Annotated in this window: 13 protein-coding genes; 2 read left to right on the forward strand and 11 right to left on the reverse strand. The window is 37.2% G+C overall.

What is annotated here, in order from left to right:
* The 9 genes from JL57_RS15765 to JL57_RS15800 form a co-directional block, all read right to left on the reverse strand.
* The coding region (locus JL57_RS15765; RefSeq protein WP_034142975.1) for an AAA family ATPase at window positions 1–977 on the reverse strand (977 nt) is incomplete at its 3' end.
* The gene (locus tag JL57_RS34590; protein ID WP_291300154.1) at window positions 968–1129 is read right to left on the reverse strand and encodes a hypothetical protein; all 162 of its coding nucleotides are present in this window, start codon (window positions 1127–1129) and stop codon (window positions 968–970) included. The genes JL57_RS15765 and JL57_RS34590, both read right to left, overlap by 10 nt.
* A gap of 2 nt (window positions 1130–1131) precedes the next feature.
* Entirely contained in the window at window positions 1132–3327 is a 2196-nt protein-coding gene (locus JL57_RS15770; RefSeq protein WP_045691811.1) for a DEAD/DEAH box helicase family protein, read from the reverse strand.
* Between the two features lie 151 nt (window positions 3328–3478).
* The gene (locus JL57_RS15775) at window positions 3479–4327 is read right to left on the reverse strand and encodes a protein kinase family protein (protein ID WP_034142976.1); all 849 of its coding nucleotides are present in this window, start codon (window positions 4325–4327) and stop codon (window positions 3479–3481) included.
* A complete protein-coding gene (locus tag JL57_RS15780) occupies window positions 4324–5361 on the reverse strand; it encodes a DUF262 domain-containing protein (protein WP_045691812.1) in 1038 nt (345 codons plus the stop codon). Before JL57_RS15780 ends, JL57_RS15775 begins: the two co-directional genes overlap by 4 nt.
* A gap of 12 nt (window positions 5362–5373) precedes the next feature.
* Window positions 5374–6531 (reverse strand): aminotransferase class V-fold PLP-dependent enzyme, encoded by a 1158-nt coding sequence (locus JL57_RS15785; protein ID WP_366557039.1) that lies wholly within the window; start codon window positions 6529–6531, stop codon window positions 5374–5376.
* 13 nt (window positions 6532–6544) lie between these two features.
* Window positions 6545–10180, reverse strand: a complete 3636-nt coding sequence (locus JL57_RS15790; RefSeq protein WP_034142977.1) for a hypothetical protein — start codon at window positions 10178–10180, stop codon at window positions 6545–6547.
* A 31-nt stretch (window positions 10181–10211) separates the two neighbouring features.
* On the reverse strand, window positions 10212–11090 hold the full coding sequence (locus tag JL57_RS15795; RefSeq protein ID WP_034142978.1) for a DUF4007 family protein: 879 nt from the start codon (window positions 11088–11090) through the stop codon (window positions 10212–10214).
* Between the two features lie 17 nt (window positions 11091–11107).
* A complete protein-coding gene (locus JL57_RS15800; RefSeq protein WP_034142979.1) occupies window positions 11108–12823 on the reverse strand; it encodes a phosphoadenosine phosphosulfate reductase family protein in 1716 nt (571 codons plus the stop codon).
* 288 nt (window positions 12824–13111) lie between these two features.
* Here JL57_RS15800 and JL57_RS15805 point away from each other — a divergent pair, with 288 nt between their 5' ends.
* Both JL57_RS15805 and JL57_RS15810 read left to right on the forward strand, forming a co-directional pair.
* A complete protein-coding gene (locus tag JL57_RS15805) occupies window positions 13112–14104 on the forward strand; it encodes a transposase (protein ID WP_034142980.1) in 993 nt (330 codons plus the stop codon).
* Between the two features lie 38 nt (window positions 14105–14142).
* Window positions 14143–14697 (forward strand): transposase, encoded by a 555-nt coding sequence (locus JL57_RS15810; RefSeq protein WP_291300155.1) that lies wholly within the window; start codon window positions 14143–14145, stop codon window positions 14695–14697.
* 81 nt (window positions 14698–14778) lie between these two features.
* On the opposite strand, the gene JL57_RS15815 is transcribed toward JL57_RS15810, so the two are convergent.
* Both JL57_RS15815 and JL57_RS15820 read right to left on the reverse strand, forming a co-directional pair.
* Entirely contained in the window at window positions 14779–15321 is a 543-nt protein-coding gene (locus tag JL57_RS15815) for a hypothetical protein (protein ID WP_034142981.1), read from the reverse strand.
* Window positions 15322–15324: 3 nt separating this feature from the next.
* A complete protein-coding gene (locus tag JL57_RS15820; protein WP_034142982.1) occupies window positions 15325–16575 on the reverse strand; it encodes a hypothetical protein in 1251 nt (416 codons plus the stop codon).
* Window positions 16576–16827 lie beyond the last annotated feature (252 nt).

Here is a 16827-nt window from a genome sequence, read left to right on the forward strand (position 1 = left end):
GGGATATCTTTATTGGTAAAATCTGCAGTTTTAAGTACATTAATAGTATCTCGCATCATAATTCTCGAAAAATAGGAAGCCCCTTGAACATTGAATTGGCGGATCATTGCCGCTAATGCCGTCTTTTGCGAATTTTTAATTGCTTCAATTTTACGAAGTAATTTTTCTTTCTCTTTTTGAAGTCTATCTCCATCGGCATTTAGCCTGATCTTTTCTTTTAACACCTCACATCGCTCTAATGCTAGGATGCGCTCAGATTCTATTTCATTGAGCCGTTCGTCAATTTTATCAAGTTTCCGTTGATATTGCTCAATCTGTTGGGTATAAGTGGTTATTTTGGCATCGCTTTGTGCGTCATAATCTTTGTTTAGCAGGCCTATTACACTATTCTGTGTGGTGGGCTTTAAGTCTCTCATGGCATCTTGGTATGCGCTCAGCCCTAATAAGCCCTGTACCGCCTCGGCAAAGGTTTGACTACGGCCACGTTGAATTTCCTTACTCATGTTTTCTATACGCTCACCATCAAAGAAAAAGTAGCCTGAAAGTTCTTTGGGTAAAATTTGTTTAATGCGCAATTCACAATCTAATGGCTTAATAAATTCCTGTTGGCCATCCTTCTTATATGCCACTGATAGTACAGAATTATTAGAACGCACAGACCCGTTTCCAGACATTTTATATAATTGCTGGCGGATGACTGCATACTCAGTTCCATTATGTATTAATGTAAGGCAAACACGTACAGTTTCTTCTTGGTTTGGAGTCATCCGCGATATAACAATCTTATTGAGCATAGATTTATCCACGAAAGAAGTATCACCATACAAACACCAAGTAAATGCTTGTGCAAACGCCGTCTTTCCTGCACCATTATCCCCTCTTATTACCGTTACGTTACGTTCTTTATCCGTCGAAAAGGCAACCTCCGCAAAGCTAAACTGGCGAAAGTTTTCAAGTATCAACGATTTTAATAGCATTGAACTTCCTCCTCAATTAACTTCTTTATCTTCTTTGCCATTTCTGTTGGACTGGTTTGTCTAGCCCTGTTTTCAGTTTCCATTAGAATGATCTTCCGTAGTATACGTTTTGCTTTTTGTTCATCTATTTCAATCCCATTGACTTCCTTCATGTCTAATTTGCTCCTTTTCCATCAAATACAAAGTTGGTACTACTTTCGTAAAGGTGATATGTTTCTTTTATCTCTCCAATGATATTGCTTGCCTGCATGGGATTAAGCGAAATTCGTGAAAATTCCTCCATACGGTTCAGCTCATTGCGAACGATGGATAAATCACGCTTGGTCTGTTCGGCAGTTAATGAAGACACATCGCAAAGAGGTCGGGGTAACGTTACAAAATCATATATCTCTGCAAATTCCTTACCGCTTGCTAATCTCAGAACACGTCCGCGCCTCTGTATATATTCCTTAGGATTGGTTGTGCTAGCAAGAATAAAGGCAGTCTTTATCTTCGGAATATTAACGCCCTCGTCTAAGCATTTTATGGCTATGAGCGCCTGCAAATTTTCTCCCTGCTCAAATTGAAGTTTAAGGATGGCTCTTTCCTCAACATCTTCCTTCGAGGTAAATTGTGAAACTTTCATACTCAATTCATTGCCTAGAAGTTGTGTTATAACGTCTATTTGCCGCATATCTTCGTCATCCACCTCGGTAAAATTGTAGTCATCATTAAGAACCTTGGTTGCACCACAATATACCAACAAAAAACTCTCCTTCCTATATGGTAGAATTTTCTCCCGTAACATACTAATTTTCTCTGAGGCACCCGCCACAATCCTTGCCCTTTTTAGGGCTAAAATCTCACCGTATTTACTAAGCTTTAACTTGCCATCTTTCCCTTTAATTAGATTATGTACCATTTCAAAAGAGAGCTGTTCGTACCGCCTCAGTTCATCATCGGTTAGACAGATAACAACCGGGTGGTATTTATAAGGCGTTAGCTTTTTCTCCGCAATGGCTCTTTCAAGCGTATACTCAATGCATTTATCTCCAAAATATGAAAGTAGTTTATCCGTACCCTCTTCATCATTATGTCTTTCCAAAGTAGCTGATAGCGCAAGTCGATAGGTAAATCTTTCAGATAGCAATTTGCTAAGGTTAGCGGCTCCAAAGTTATGAGCTTCATCAACCATCAACAGTAATTCGCCCTTCACCTTGGAAAGTATGGTTTGCACTGCTGTTGATGAAAATGTGGCGTTAGTGCAAATAAAACAAAAGAATTGCTTCCCTGCTACTTTTAGTTTTTGGTCACGAATGGCGTTTTCTAATAGCCTCTTCCAATCCTTTTGTGCCGACCTACTGTACCCAATTATAGGTGACATGCCAAACAGTTTTATATCCTGCACCCATTGCTCAACAAGATGCTGAAACGGGCAAACAATGACAACTCCAATTTGGTTTTGAGTCGCTTTACAAAGCCTTGCAATAGCGCCAAGCCCTGTAAAGGTCTTGCCTGTTCCGGTAGCCATATCAAAGATACCTCTATAATCACGCCTTTCCCATTCATCTATGGCCTCAATTTGGTAATCATGTAACTCAACATTCTGTGGAATATCAGGTCCTAAACGATATTTTGCTGTTTTCTCTAATACGAATATTCTTTCTCCAAACTCATGCTTATCTATATCGTAATTGGGGGTTGCTTTTTTATATCTATCAATAATTTCTTGCTTTAGGTTTGGGAAGTCAACGATGCGTATATTAGGTTCACAATCATTCCAAATCGCTGCAAACGCATTTTCCTTTGAGGCTACACGGTCTTGTTCACCTTTCCAAGAGCAAAACACATCTATAGTTTCATAATTTATTTTCATAGCCGTTGCAGACTCATTCATCGAACCGGAAAAGGCAACCTTGTTGCCAGACTCGTCACAGATAATGCCCATCTTTTCATGGTACATTCCCATTTTATCCTCATCTTCGATAAAGGCTATTTTGATGTCTAACACGCCATCCGAAATAAGATTTGCTAAAAGATTAAGCCGGTCCTGCTCATACACATCTTTTGCTTCTCTGAGTTCACGCACTACAGCTTTTTTAATTATGTTATCTCTCAATTCATATCCTTTGCGTATTGCTTCCACATCTTCCGCTGATAAATATGGAGAAGCTACTAATAGCATATTGCCGCCATTTTCCACAAGTGCTGCTATGCCTTTAGATATTTCAACAAGCGCTGAGGACGAAAAAAATCCAACGGCTCTTTTATATGACACTGCTTGTTGTAATAAAGGAATATAAAAATCCTTAGCCATATTGTCAAGCAGTGAGCGATATTCACTTTTGATTTCTCTATCCTGCAAGCTCATGGTTTCACCTCTGTAATTTTTTCTAAGAATCCAAATATCAAATAATGATCTTAAGAACTTGATAAACTTTAACACAAATGAAGTTTAAATGTTTTGATTTTTATAAGGAGTTATACTTCACTCTAAGCCTTGAATTATTTCAACCTCGTAATCAACCTGTTGTAGCTTTACTAATGAATCTGAAAAGTTCATTACCATTCTGTGGTCTTTTTGAATAATCATGAGCCAAAGAATTCTTAATTACATCGAAAAGATTCTGATCATTATTCTTCCAATCATCTAAACATAAAATCCCCGTTGGATGGCGATATGTTACAATAAACCAAAAAACAGCACATAGTTGATAAACATCTGAATATTCACGAATAGCTTCGGTATTGAAGTAAAACTTATTAACAGCTTCTGGAGATAGCCAGTATTTTGGTCCGATTTTTTCATGATCTGTAGTTAAATCTAAGTGTTCGGATTCATCCGAATATGAACATAATCCTAAATCACTAATCAACCAAGTTTCTCCCTTAACCAAGATATTTTCAGGCTTAATATCTCTATGAATAGCATAATTATGTAATCTACCTAAGGCCTCGCTTAACCCTCTAAATTGAGGAGCATACGTCTCATAACCTATCTTTTCATGTTCCTTCATGTAGTCAAGCAAATTCCCATCTGCTTTCTCCATAATTAATAACCTTATCTCCTTAGTTTCCCTCAAGCTGTTTTCGAGCATTACCAAACCATCATCGACGTATTTGATAATATGCGGATGCTCAATTTCTTTTAACGCTCTTATCTCTTGCTCGAATCGGTTTATCATTTTGGGAGTCAACTGCAACATAAATTTAATTGCAAAGATACTTCCATCACTGCTTATACACTCATGAACTGTTGCATTACCTCCACGGCTAATTTGTTCGCCAATTTCATAACTTGCTCCTGAGTTTGTAATAATATCATTATTGATTAAATATGTGTTGTGTCTCCTTCCCAAGGATATAATCATAATTCTTCCTCTTCCGTAACATACGCTTGCAAAATATAATCTTTCAAGAAATTCTCTCTCCACTTTCGACTATTAATTGAATTAGCATCACTAAGACACCTCATAGCATATTCTCTATACACTTCTTCCTCACTATGAGGCTCAATTCTTTCATCAAGTTTCTTTAAAGATTTTCTGACCGACTCTAGTTTTTCAACTTTTAGTTCTTTTTGATCTTGGTTCAAATGTAAAATACAACTAAATAAAGAATAAAAATCTGCTTTTTGATTAAATCTGGTTTCGCTAATTGGAAAAACATCTTTGTCGAAAATTACCCCTATATCTCTTAATACTATTTTGAAGTAAGCAATATACTTGTCTTTTGACTCACCCATTTCCATGTAATTTTCACATAGAGTATCTAATTTATCTTTTTTATCCTGAATACCATCTACAATAATTGCTAATAATTCTTCGATATACTCTATATCAAGCATTCTTCGTCTTTGCTTAACCGTAAATACTTTAGCATCAGTAAAGAACTGGAGTTCAGCAAGATTTTCTGAGACCTTTATGAAATCGCCAGGAAAATCAGCTTTACGTAATTCTTGCTTATTCAGTTGAACTGTGTATTTATTAACTCTTGCATATAAATCTCGTATTTCTTCATCTGATGGATTAAATATTTCATTAATATCAACTTTATATCTTAAAATAGAGTTTTGAACTTCTAATGGTAAATCATTAAATTTATAACCTGCAAATTCTCCAACATATGGCTTATCTAGTTCCAACTCATTCTTTACAAATTTCAAAATAGATGTTAATCGCTGTTGCCCATCAATCACAATTCTATATGTATCACCATTCTTAATAGTAGATTTAATATACATTTTAGGAATTGGGATATTTCGCAGTATTGTGTCAATTAACATAATTTGCGCAGCTCTTGTCCAGACCTCATTTCTTTGAAAATCAGGTCTTAATTCCAACCGACTACTCTTATTCCAATCTCTTACATCAGATATCGGATGAACATATGATTGCCATTCCATTGACATTCACTCCTAACTGTTTATTTCAATAATCTCTAACACTTCTTGTAGCTTTTCAAAATCACTATCATCGTTAAAATAACTGACACTAAACCGAACCGTACCAGAAGGAAAAGTGCCTAAAAACTCATGAGCATATGGGGCGCAATGTAGTCCTGTTCTAACTGCAATATTGTGTTCGTTTAAAATCTGCCCGATACTGTCACTGCTGTAACCATCAAATACACAAGATACTACACCTATGCCTATTTCTTCATCTATCGGACTCACGATTTTAATATTGCCGAAAATCTTTAACACTTCTAACAACCTTTTATGATTTTCCTTTTCTTTTTCAAAAAGTGATTTGATACCAATTTTCTCAATCCATTTTAAGGCTGCATTTAATCCTGAAATCGCCATTATATTCGGACTTGCAACCTCATACCTCTCCGGAATGGTCTCTGGTAGGCTTTGGTTTGCAGAATCCACCCCAGTCCCACCATATAGCAAAGGCAATGGTTTTACTGCACTTGAGAAAATAAAGCCAGCAACACCCAACGGACCATATAAAGTTTTATGACCGGCAAATACTGCAAAGTCAATAGCCCCACTACTTAAATCGGTGTCTACCAGTCCCGCAGTTTGACACATATCAATCACATTGATAGCATCATAAGCCTTTGATAAGACACAAATCTTATCAATAGGAGCCACCACACCACATACATTGCTTGCGTGGCTTACCACAACTATATTTGGCCTATTCTCTGCAAACTGATATTTGATCTTTTCTAGATCATAAGTGAAGGTGTTTTTATCCACCGCCAAAGTATAGATGTTCAGCTTATAAATGCTTTGCAGATGGTTAATTACCCTTGTAACGGCGTTATGTTCAAAAGGCGATATATAAATGTTATAGTAATCGCCGATGGATAACCCTTGTAAAATGATGTTAAGAGCCTCTGTTGCTGTATGAGTAAAGACCACCTTTTTATTGGGACAATGAAACAAATTTAGTAAAAGTGTCCTTGTATCTGTTACAAGACTACTTGCAGTAAGGGCCAGCTTGTGCTGCCCTCTACCTACATTAACTCCACACTCTCGATAAAATTTATCGGTAAATAAATAAACTTCCTCAGGCTTTGGAAATGTTGTGGCAGCATTATCAAAATAAGCGATTCTATTCAACAGCAAAGCCCTCCTAACACATCTTTTCAAGCAATTCCATGAGCACCTGGCGCTTTTCCTGTTGAGAAATTGCCTGCCCCATTTCTTCAAGTGACGTTGTGATTTCGTTTAAGAGCAATTTTGCTCTGTCACTATATTCTGTCTTACTGAACGTCTTAACGACCTGGCTACCAGCTTTGTCCATAAAAACAATCTTGTACATTTCGGAATCATTTTCATTACCCTCTGTGTAATTATTATCAAAGTCCTCTACAGTTTCCTTAAAGGCAGTTAAATCTCTTAGGAACATTTCTATTGTGTTTGAATTCCAATCGTCAATTCGTAAAGCTGTGACAGCTTTACCTAATCGTTCCATAAAGATTACTTGATCATTAGTAATTGACTTCATAAGTTCAAGGATTTTACTCTCGTTATTAGCAAACAAAAAATTAATGGTATTCTCATCGAAAGATTCATACCAATCCTTAATAACAGATGTAAGACTTGCATTATTGGTGTTTTGTTTTCCAAATATGGTTTTGGCATCTTTAATCAGCGCATTGATAAGGCTGCCCTTTGCCAAATCAAAAACTTGTTTAGTCGCTCTGATATTATCAAGAACCATTAGATTAAACTCATTCATACCAAAGAATTTGAAAATTTCTTCAAAAAGATATTCTCTGGAATTGTTATTAATCTGTTTCAAACTGTTTATAAACTTTTTTTGTTCTCTCGGAACGGGTTTAATGGGCTCCTTGCTATTGATACCACAATAGATTGTGCTCATTTCTTTAGCGTACTTTGGTAGCGACATATACCAACGGTTCATTGCAAGCACAATAAAGGAAAAGCTGTTATATGCCTTTTCTTTCTCAAGGATATATTCACTAAAGATGTTTTCAAGTTCCGTCATGTACTGTGCTTTATCCTCGTTCCAGTCCTCTAAGAAAACCGAATATTCATCAGGGTTTTCATTGATGCTGTTTAAGAGATCGGCTGTGATTTTTACCTCGTTGTGGTTATTTTTTATAACCAGGTACTTTTTACAATGATGCAACACTGCGGCAATATAAATCGGGATAACACCTTTTTTCAATCCAATACCATTTTGAGGAAGAATCAAGGTATTATACAGCGCACGGAAACTCTGACCACCGGCCACATTAGCGCCTGTAAAAAAGTTTTGTATGGTAGTCAACATATTCAGCATATTTTCATCATCAGGGTTTAAGTTGATAACTGGAACACTGTCGGCGTTCTGCAAAACACCTGTCTGAATTAGGGTACTTCGCATAATGGATACATCTTGTCCTGTACCGGTCAGCCCTAAGTTAATATCCAGTTCATTTTCCAAAAGACCTATAATCAACTTTGTACGGCTGTTGATGGCAACCGTCGGGAGTACATTCTTGTTGATAGATTCGTTGTTAATAACCGGAGTATAAGGATAGATGTTCTCACAAATTTGGGAAAGTAGAGCGGAAATCTGTGCTTTTCGGTACAAACTCTGTTTTTCACCCATATAAAAATATTCCGCGCCACCTGTTTCAGGTCTTGCGTAAGAGAATATGAAGCTTCCTATAACTTCCTCTAAATCTTCAATATAGATTTCATACTCATCGGCAAGCAAATCATCATCTATGACAAGGGATTTAAGTTGCTTTACTGCACTATACTCATATGCGATCTTTCCAATTTCGGTATATCTTTTCGGTACAACAAAAACAATTCTATTGTGGTTGTGCTGACTGCTCAAAATCGCCTTTTTAATAAGGTCTATTTCTTCTTCGCTTTTAGGGATTATCGCATAAATCACTCCGGTTGCATCAGTATCTTCAATTTTTCTTTCCCAATTCTCCACAGACCAAAAGTCAGAACTGTCGATAAAAACAAAGTCAAAATAACGGGTAATTTCCTTCTCATCGTTATAACGAGTTGGATACATAAAGCTGTCAAAAGTAGATTTATTCAATATCTCCTTTACGCTTAATATGCTTTTATTTTTCTCAATAGTTTTTGTTATTTCTCCAGGGATATCTACGCCACTACTTTCTTTCAATTTTAAATAGTTATTGCTTCGCTTTAAATAAATAATACACTCTTTGTCAATCAGTTCAGACAACACGTTGCTAATTGCTTTTGTGTTTCCAACACAGTCTTGGAAAGTATCGGAAATAATATTAAAAATAGGTGGCAGTTTTTCAAACTGCTCAATGATATAAATAAGTGAAATCGTCTTAATTATCTTTGCCCCAAGAGAGTCTGGCTCAACCTTTAAAAGTACGTTAGAAGTGAGCTTATACAGCTTATGCGTTTCGCTTGTATAGGGCTCTTTTCTAAGTAGTGGCTCAAAATAGTCATAAATGTAATCGGGGGTAAGCATGGGAAAATCACCCTCAGCTATTTTCAAAAACATAGGCAGGGTGTATTTCTGATCCGATGACAGAAAAGTAAATAAGGTTCGCTCATTCTGAGCAACCTTCTCAGACAATCTGGGCAATATAAATGTTGAGATAGGATGCAGAGGATAACATCCCATGATTGCTGTCTGCACCATATTCTCGTCTTTTTTATCCAACATTCCATTTGCAGTAAAACGTTGGGTCAAATCATTAAATCTATTTTGGTTTTTCTCACAAAATGCATTCCAAAATGTCTCGTCTTTCTTGATAACAGCAGTAATAATCTCGTACATCTGTGAAAAGTTGTTGTGAAGATTGATATGCTTAAATCTGCCGGACACACCACGCCATCCGTCTACCTTTTCTTTTGGCAAGTTGTTGTCGATGTAATTAGAAATATCCTTATGGCAAATGAGCATCAAATGAATCTGTTTATTTCCGCTACGGTCACACTTTTCAGCAAAGTCCTGTAATAGCTTAATGTCACTAATGGTTGCATTCGCAATGCTTGACTCCAAGTATTTGCTAAACTCGTCATAGATAATGTAGACGCCGTCATAACCTTTCGTTTGAAGCTTTTCTACTACTTTTTCATAAAGTTCTACAACATCAAATCCGAGAAACGGATTAAAGGTGCTACCGGAAGTAAGGGAAGGATATAATTTTTCAAAACGTTCATAAGCATTAACATCATACTCTTTCAGTGCTAGAATAAAATTATCCACTGGTTCACTCAAATTCTGTGCAAATTTCTCGAAAGTTTCAGGATATTCTTCCTTCCAAAGATGCTCTATAGTATTGATAGAAGCCTTAAAGTTAGTTTCCGGCATCAAATCTACTAAGTTTTCTGATTTTAAGGCCTGTTGCAAAGCATTAAGAAAAGACTGTGTAAGACTTGCGCTGCTTCCACTGACAATGATGGGGAGCAGTTTTTTATCACTGTTTATATAATCAACCGCAAATTCATAAAGATTTGGATTGTGTATTTTCATTTTCCTTAGGAGCATTTCAAACAAAGCCATATTTTTCTTAAAAAGAAGTGACATAAGCATAAGAATTATATGCGATTTGCCCTTACCGTAAGCCCCAATCAATATTCTTGCCCTTTGAGCTACATTTTGGGTTGTACTAAGAAGCACATCTTCCAAAACATCAAAGGACGACATAGTTGGAATAAAGTTTTTTACTTTTTCGTCATCATGTAAATCATAGGCAATGTTGACAGAGGTTTGAAAGCCTTTGGCAACATCAATCTTTTCGTTAAACATAAATATATTATCTCCTAGCTTGTGCGATATTTTAGTTGTTAATTGCTCGGTAATATTCTCTAATACACCCCAAAAAGTCTATTTCTTTTTCGATCCGTACAACATCAAGTCCAGCGGTGCGAACCACCTTGATGTACCCCATAAGTTCAATTTTATAAAGTAGATTGGTTAATGTGATTATATCCAAGTTAAATACCTTACCAGCGTTATAAGAATTGTTTTGAATCGCTGAAATTTTTATTTCACCTTGTCCCCCAGCCTGATCCAAAATAACCGCAAGCAATATCAGTGGATGCAAGGTATCCTTTTTCGGGGTGGCTTTTTTGTATATCTTTTCTTTTTTGTTAACAATGTCGATAAGCCCAAGCTCACCTAAAGGACAGTCGATATTGCTCTCTGGCTGTACCTTTTCAGGATTAGATTTGAAGCGTGGAACATAGGTGTTAACAATACAATTGTAATCATCCTCTAATGAACGCTCTGATACCTCATCATCATTTATGCGAATATAGTTATTTAATTGCACTACAAAATCATCTCTTGTAAACTCAGACAGTTTAAATTCGTTAAAGAAATAGTACCAAGCAGTGGCTTCCGTTTTGTTAGTGGCAAGTTTATAGTGGAGAAGCCATAATGTACCTATTTCTTCCATATAAGGATCGTTTTCATAAACAACTATACCAAAATCAGTGAAATTCTGCACCTTTCGTCCATTAGCTGGTTCCTCCGTAAGTCCTACTGCCTGTAACCAATAACGCAACGCCTTTACCATATTGGCCCCTATACCTAAAATATCCATAGGGTTTCCATTAGCACCCATGAAAACCTGTGGGTCATTTCGGACATTTTTCATACCTTTATTAAGCCAACCTTTTCTGATAAAAAAGGTATCATGCGCTCTAAACTTCATTATTTCACTCCTAAGCCTCAATCTTTAGTTCTCAAATATTTTTCCATTGAACAGCCGCCCTCTAAATACTTCGCTGAAACACACATCTTACACCGCTTGCATTTTTGCTTATTAATAAAATAGGTATCGCCATGGATCGAGATAGCGCCATACTTGCAAAGGGATTCACATTTTAAGCATTTTCTGCAGGCGTTGAATTTCTTAACCTGATAGCCAACCATACGTTGTAAATCATCGTGCTTTGCTACGTTCAAGGTCTTGATTTTTACCGCATAATCATATCCAGCCTGCGAAAACGGCTGAATAGATAGTATGGGTACATTAGTTTTAATATCTATAACAATGGTTTCATTGATGAGCTTTCTGCCTAATTCCGGTGCAATTATGCCGAAAGGATTAAAAAGTTGAATAAAGTTATCGTTTATCGGCTTGTTTAGCTTATAAACCTTAGCGTTTTCTTCTACAGTACAGTTGGTGAATTTTATCTTGACGTCCTGAGCTGCAATAACACCATTGCCGCCTTGTCGGGCTTTCCATTTACCTGAATCAACATAAACTTCTGGATCTGGCTTTCCAATTTTCTTTGCAAAGTCAACCAAGAAGTTCCTCCATCTCTCGGCCTGCTCAGACATATAGATCTGTGAAAGAAACTTTGCTCTATCGTTATTATTCGGACAACACCAACAACCCACGCGATCATAGCCTAACCGGTATGCATCGTTAAAGTCTAACTGTTCTCCCAATATGTAAAGCCATATTTCAATGTCTTTCCAATAGAAAATAGGGGACGCAACCTTTTGTTTCTGTATTTTAACTGCTTCTGCGTTATCTTCAATCCGCTTATACTTACTTCGGCTTACAGATTCACACTTGCGGATGCCGTAAAAGGTCAAAATACTTCTATTACGATACATATTGTTTAAAACACGGGTTATTGGACCCGTCTTAAACATAGAACAACACCAGCGAAGCATACGAGCTGGAGGACCTATGTCTTCACATACTTTGTAAAAATCCTGTTCTCTATTTTTAGCCACCTTGAAAATTGCTTTTGGATTGTTCTTTCGAAATCGATCTGCATACTCCAACGTAAGCGGAAATTCTAAAGTTGTATCTCCAAAAATATGCACAAGTCTCGGATCGCTCAAGGCTCTCTTTGACAAATCTGCTGTAACCGTTGAATCCTTACCGCCTGAGAATGAAATAACTATGCTTTCAGGAGAATAGTTACTTGCAGCAGTTTGAATAAATGAATACGCTTCGTCTTTAAGACTATTTAGCCGTTCTTGATTTGCACAAGTAAATCTGTTAATGAAAAAATTATAATACTTATAGCTATTATGATCTTTATATTTTTCTAATTGCTGAATGACCTCATTTACGTCAACTTGATGAAATAGGGATAAAGGAATTACCTTTGACTCCCCATCTATATAATATCGGTTACCTGAACACCAGACTGATCTCTCTATATAAGCTAACGGCTTGTCAATAAGTATCTCAAGCAATAATCGTTCTTCAGGAAATACTGGCCGTAAGTCCACACTTAGATAAGCCGTAGTGCTGCCACAAACTGGGCATGTAGTTTTACTTAATTCATTCGCTAACTTAATAATCGGAGTTCTACATTCTTTACACCAATATATCTCAATAGGGATGTCTTGTTCTGTAGTGCCTCCACACAGATCGCAAACCTCATCAAAAGCCTCTCTATTACATTTTTTACACCACAAAACATCTCACCACCAATTCCAAGTCAAATTCATTATACAATATAAACTGGACAAAAATATGACAGCAGCTTTTTTGTTAATCAAATTTCTTAAACACACACTTACCAGAAACCATTTTCGAATAAAATGGTTTCTCGGCAAAGTCATCACATGTTCCCCATCATAAACAATTCTTATCTAAGATTCAACACGTTCCCCGAATACTCCTCCTAAATTAACAAATATTAGAAGAGTCAATAGAAAACAAAAAAACAGACCGTCCAATAAAACGATCTGGCGAATTTTTTTGTGATCGACCTAACAAATATTCTAACGCCCCTGTACGCCGAGACGCCACCTCGGCGGGGGCTACACCATGAGAACGATTCGGAGGAGAGGGGCGGCAGCAAGGGGCTTAAGGCGATTCGGGTGATTTCGTTGAAAAATCTCTGTAAACCGTCGTTTGAGAAAAAGGATTATGGTCAAGGTGCTGGAATTCCGGTACTCAAGACAATCTGGGACTTATTTGACCTATCTTTGTTGTTTTCACAATCTGGAATCCGTAAACACTCGGGAATTTCAGCGTGGCCTCTGGCGTTTGCCTACCTCTGCGGCCTAATTAATCATTCAGATTCCGTCAGTCAAAATGCTAAGTTTTCACCGAAGCACCCTTTTTACGACAGATTCTTTCCGGAGAGATCATCTCCCAAAGTGCCTTTAGTAGATTTCTTTCCAAGCCTTTTCAGTGGCTCCGGTTTTCCTTGGGCAGGCTTTGATCGATTACAGGAAAATTCGGATAGTAGACTGACTGATGGAGATATCATCGCCTTAGACGATACCAAGGTTGAGCATCCTCACGGTAAAAAGATCCTCTTTCTCTGTTGGCTCTTCGACAGTTCGGATAAGCGCCATGTATGGAGCATTAATCTTGTGTCAACCCTAGCTGCCTTAAAGAATGGCCTTGAATACCCCATGCTGTGGCGCTTTTGGGTCAAAGCCAGTCAGGAGAATGAAAAACAAAGCAAACTTGATCTTTCTAAGCAAATGCTCTTAGAGGTACGTGAGCTGAACAGTGCCAGACTGTGGGTTGTCATGGATCGCTGGTTTCTTAGCAAGAAATTCCTAAGATGGCTTATGGATCAGAAGTTTGACTGGGTTACCAAAGCCAAACGTAATACGGTGTTATTCAGGAAAATCTACGACCCCGTGCTCGGCAAGGAACATTACGTCAAGCTTAATCCAAGCAAATGCTTCGTTAAGTTTATCCCCGGATTCGGGTTATTGGCAAAGGCTCCATCCTAAGTATTCCAGACATTTATATCAAAATTCCCTATGGGACCTTGACCCGAAAGGGAAAACCCATCACTAGTCAACGTTTTCTACCCATAGCCGCCATTGCATCCACTTATGAGAAGCAGGCAGCCGAGGGCAGCGTAATTCTTCAGGAGGCAGAATACCCGGCAACCTTCAAGGATGCGTATCTCTTGATAAGTAACCGAGTCGATGCACGGGAAGAAGCTGCAACTGCCTATGCTAGGAGATGGAGAATCGAAGTTTTTTACCGTATGGCTAAACAGTATCTTGGATTAACCTCGTGTTATGCTCAGTCGGAAGCCGCCCATTTCGCACATGTGGAGCTCTTGTTCACGGCAAAAAACCTTCTTTGTTACGCTGCTTGGGAGTGCAATAAAGAAGGCGCCGAACAAGCCCCATCCCTCTGCAAAGTGGTCAGGTACTTTTTCAACGCCGGCTGTCGGATCCACTGTAGCGAGCAGTTGATCCAAGTCTATTTTGACACGGCAACCGAGCGTTTTTCAAGTCATATTGATAAATTTTGGCCACGATCTTTGGAACTCAGGTTATGGATTTGGGAATATTATCCTGGAACTGCATAACTCCTGTATATAAAACTTAACGAATCTTTGTTTTTATTTTCAGAGTGGTACATCTTACCAGATTTTTTTGTAAAGGTATGTTCAAAACGACAATTTCGACTGTAATCCTTTTAAATATATTGGCAATCCTTTGCGATAAATTGATAAATATAGCTGGTTAACTGTATCTAATATAGATTTTAGTACATTCTCAGCTTGTTTTTCATTAATTGCGACTAAATTCTTGGGGTGAATTAAACTGTTTCTTAAACTTATACTTTGTTTAATATTTTGATGCCATAAATCTGCATTTGTAATAATTTTTCCAGAAAATTTACAATAAAGAAACTCAATTCGATCAATAACTCTGTATATTTTTAACTGATTTCCTAGTTCAAATTTCCCTTTATTAAACTTAATGTCTTTTTCGGCTAATATTGCTTGCTCTTGTAATGGTAAATCAGGTCGGACTAGTAATTCTTCAGCAATAGCATTGAGAAAAGCTTCCAGGGAACTCATGCCTAGAAGGATTGATGCATGCAAATAAGCTTTTTTTTCCTCATCACTTTTTGATTCGTTGGCCTTTTCAAAAAACCTAGTTGCTTCTTCAAAAAGATCAACCGCAAATTCATCAAATTCCTGCATTTCTCATATCCTCTTTTCCGCCTCAATTACATCAAGCGTCGCCTGTTTTGCATGATATTTCATTATAGCTAAATCGACAACAGGCATACTAATTCCTTGTCCCTTTTCTGCTTGTAAAAAAAACAGCTCTGATAATCTGCCCCTTTCTTTTGCATCTGTTCGAGATCCTAAACCGCGATAGTTTGCCGGGTCTGTTTTATGACGTGCCTTTGCAAGCCGAGGAGCATTTAAAGGATCTTTACGATTAGTAAGGGCTAAACTATAATGTCTATCTAGTCGTACTCTGTTTTTGCTTAAGACTCCTGAAATATATGCCCATGCAGCTAAAATTGCGTGGTTTAAAGCTTTATCAGCGTACTCTCTATTGGTTTTTTTGCCTTCTGAAACAAAATATGCGTTTTGGCTTTCGATTAATTTTGCAAATTCTTCTCCAGCCTCAGCTAATTCTTTATCAACCCACATATCGGGCTTACTTTGTTTAAGTTCTTCCCACTCGGTTTCAAGTCCACCTGTTTTAGCAATTACCGGCATTGTTCGTTCTTTGTCAAAATTATCAGCATTAACTTTTTGACCCAGATAATAGTTCATAATAAAAGTACGTGCACCTCGAACTGTAATTTTGCTACCACGCTGTTTCTTATCTGCAAAATCACAGTGTTCATCTAATAACCGGACTTTTTGGCACCAATCTCTTAGTTCAGGGCCTTTAACAGTTTCAAACATCCGATCTAATAAATCAAATGAGACAGCAATATTAGTATTAGAAATCAACTGAACGTCAAGCCTTTGTTCAGTATCCAAATCAAAATACACTTTGACCCCGTGCAATTCATTGATGTTCTCTGCAAATGCTTCTGAAATTGCTATAAACCTGTGCTGTCCTCCAATGATCTTTAACGGGTGTTCTTTGTCAAAAGTTATATTATATTCTGCAACAATATTGCTAAAAACACGATGGTCTTTAGCATCTTGTTTCATTTGTGTAAAAGCAACGTTATCTTCAGTTAAGTCTCTATTAGCACGATATTCTGGTTGCAGGTCAGGATCTAAGGGTGCATCTATTGTTCCTAATTGGGTAAGTTTTTCAGCCCTGATATGACATTCCCAGAAAATGGCCTTAGTCATTTTGTCCTGCAAAATATTAATTTGTTCCTTTTCTAAAGGATTAAACCTCTCTGAAAATCCATTTATTTCTTGTATGATTTTAGAATTATCATTGTATTCTGATTTAAAGTCTACAAAATCTATTCTCATAATAATTCCTCCTTTAGTTCTAATTAGGAACTTTCCACATTTTGTCTTTTTTCATAAGCAAATGAATTACACAATGTTTAGCTTAACTTTTATCTATAGATTAAGGCCAGGTTACATCAAATTCTTTTGAACTTCCGCAAATAGACAAAATGGCTACAAAGCCATTCCTCCAACAATCCGCGCATGGAAGCGTGGCTTTTTGCATACGGTTAAGTGGTTTGCGATGCCTAAATTGCTCTCGTTTAGAATTCT

The organism is Desulfosporosinus sp. BICA1-9, from assembly GCF_000802135.1.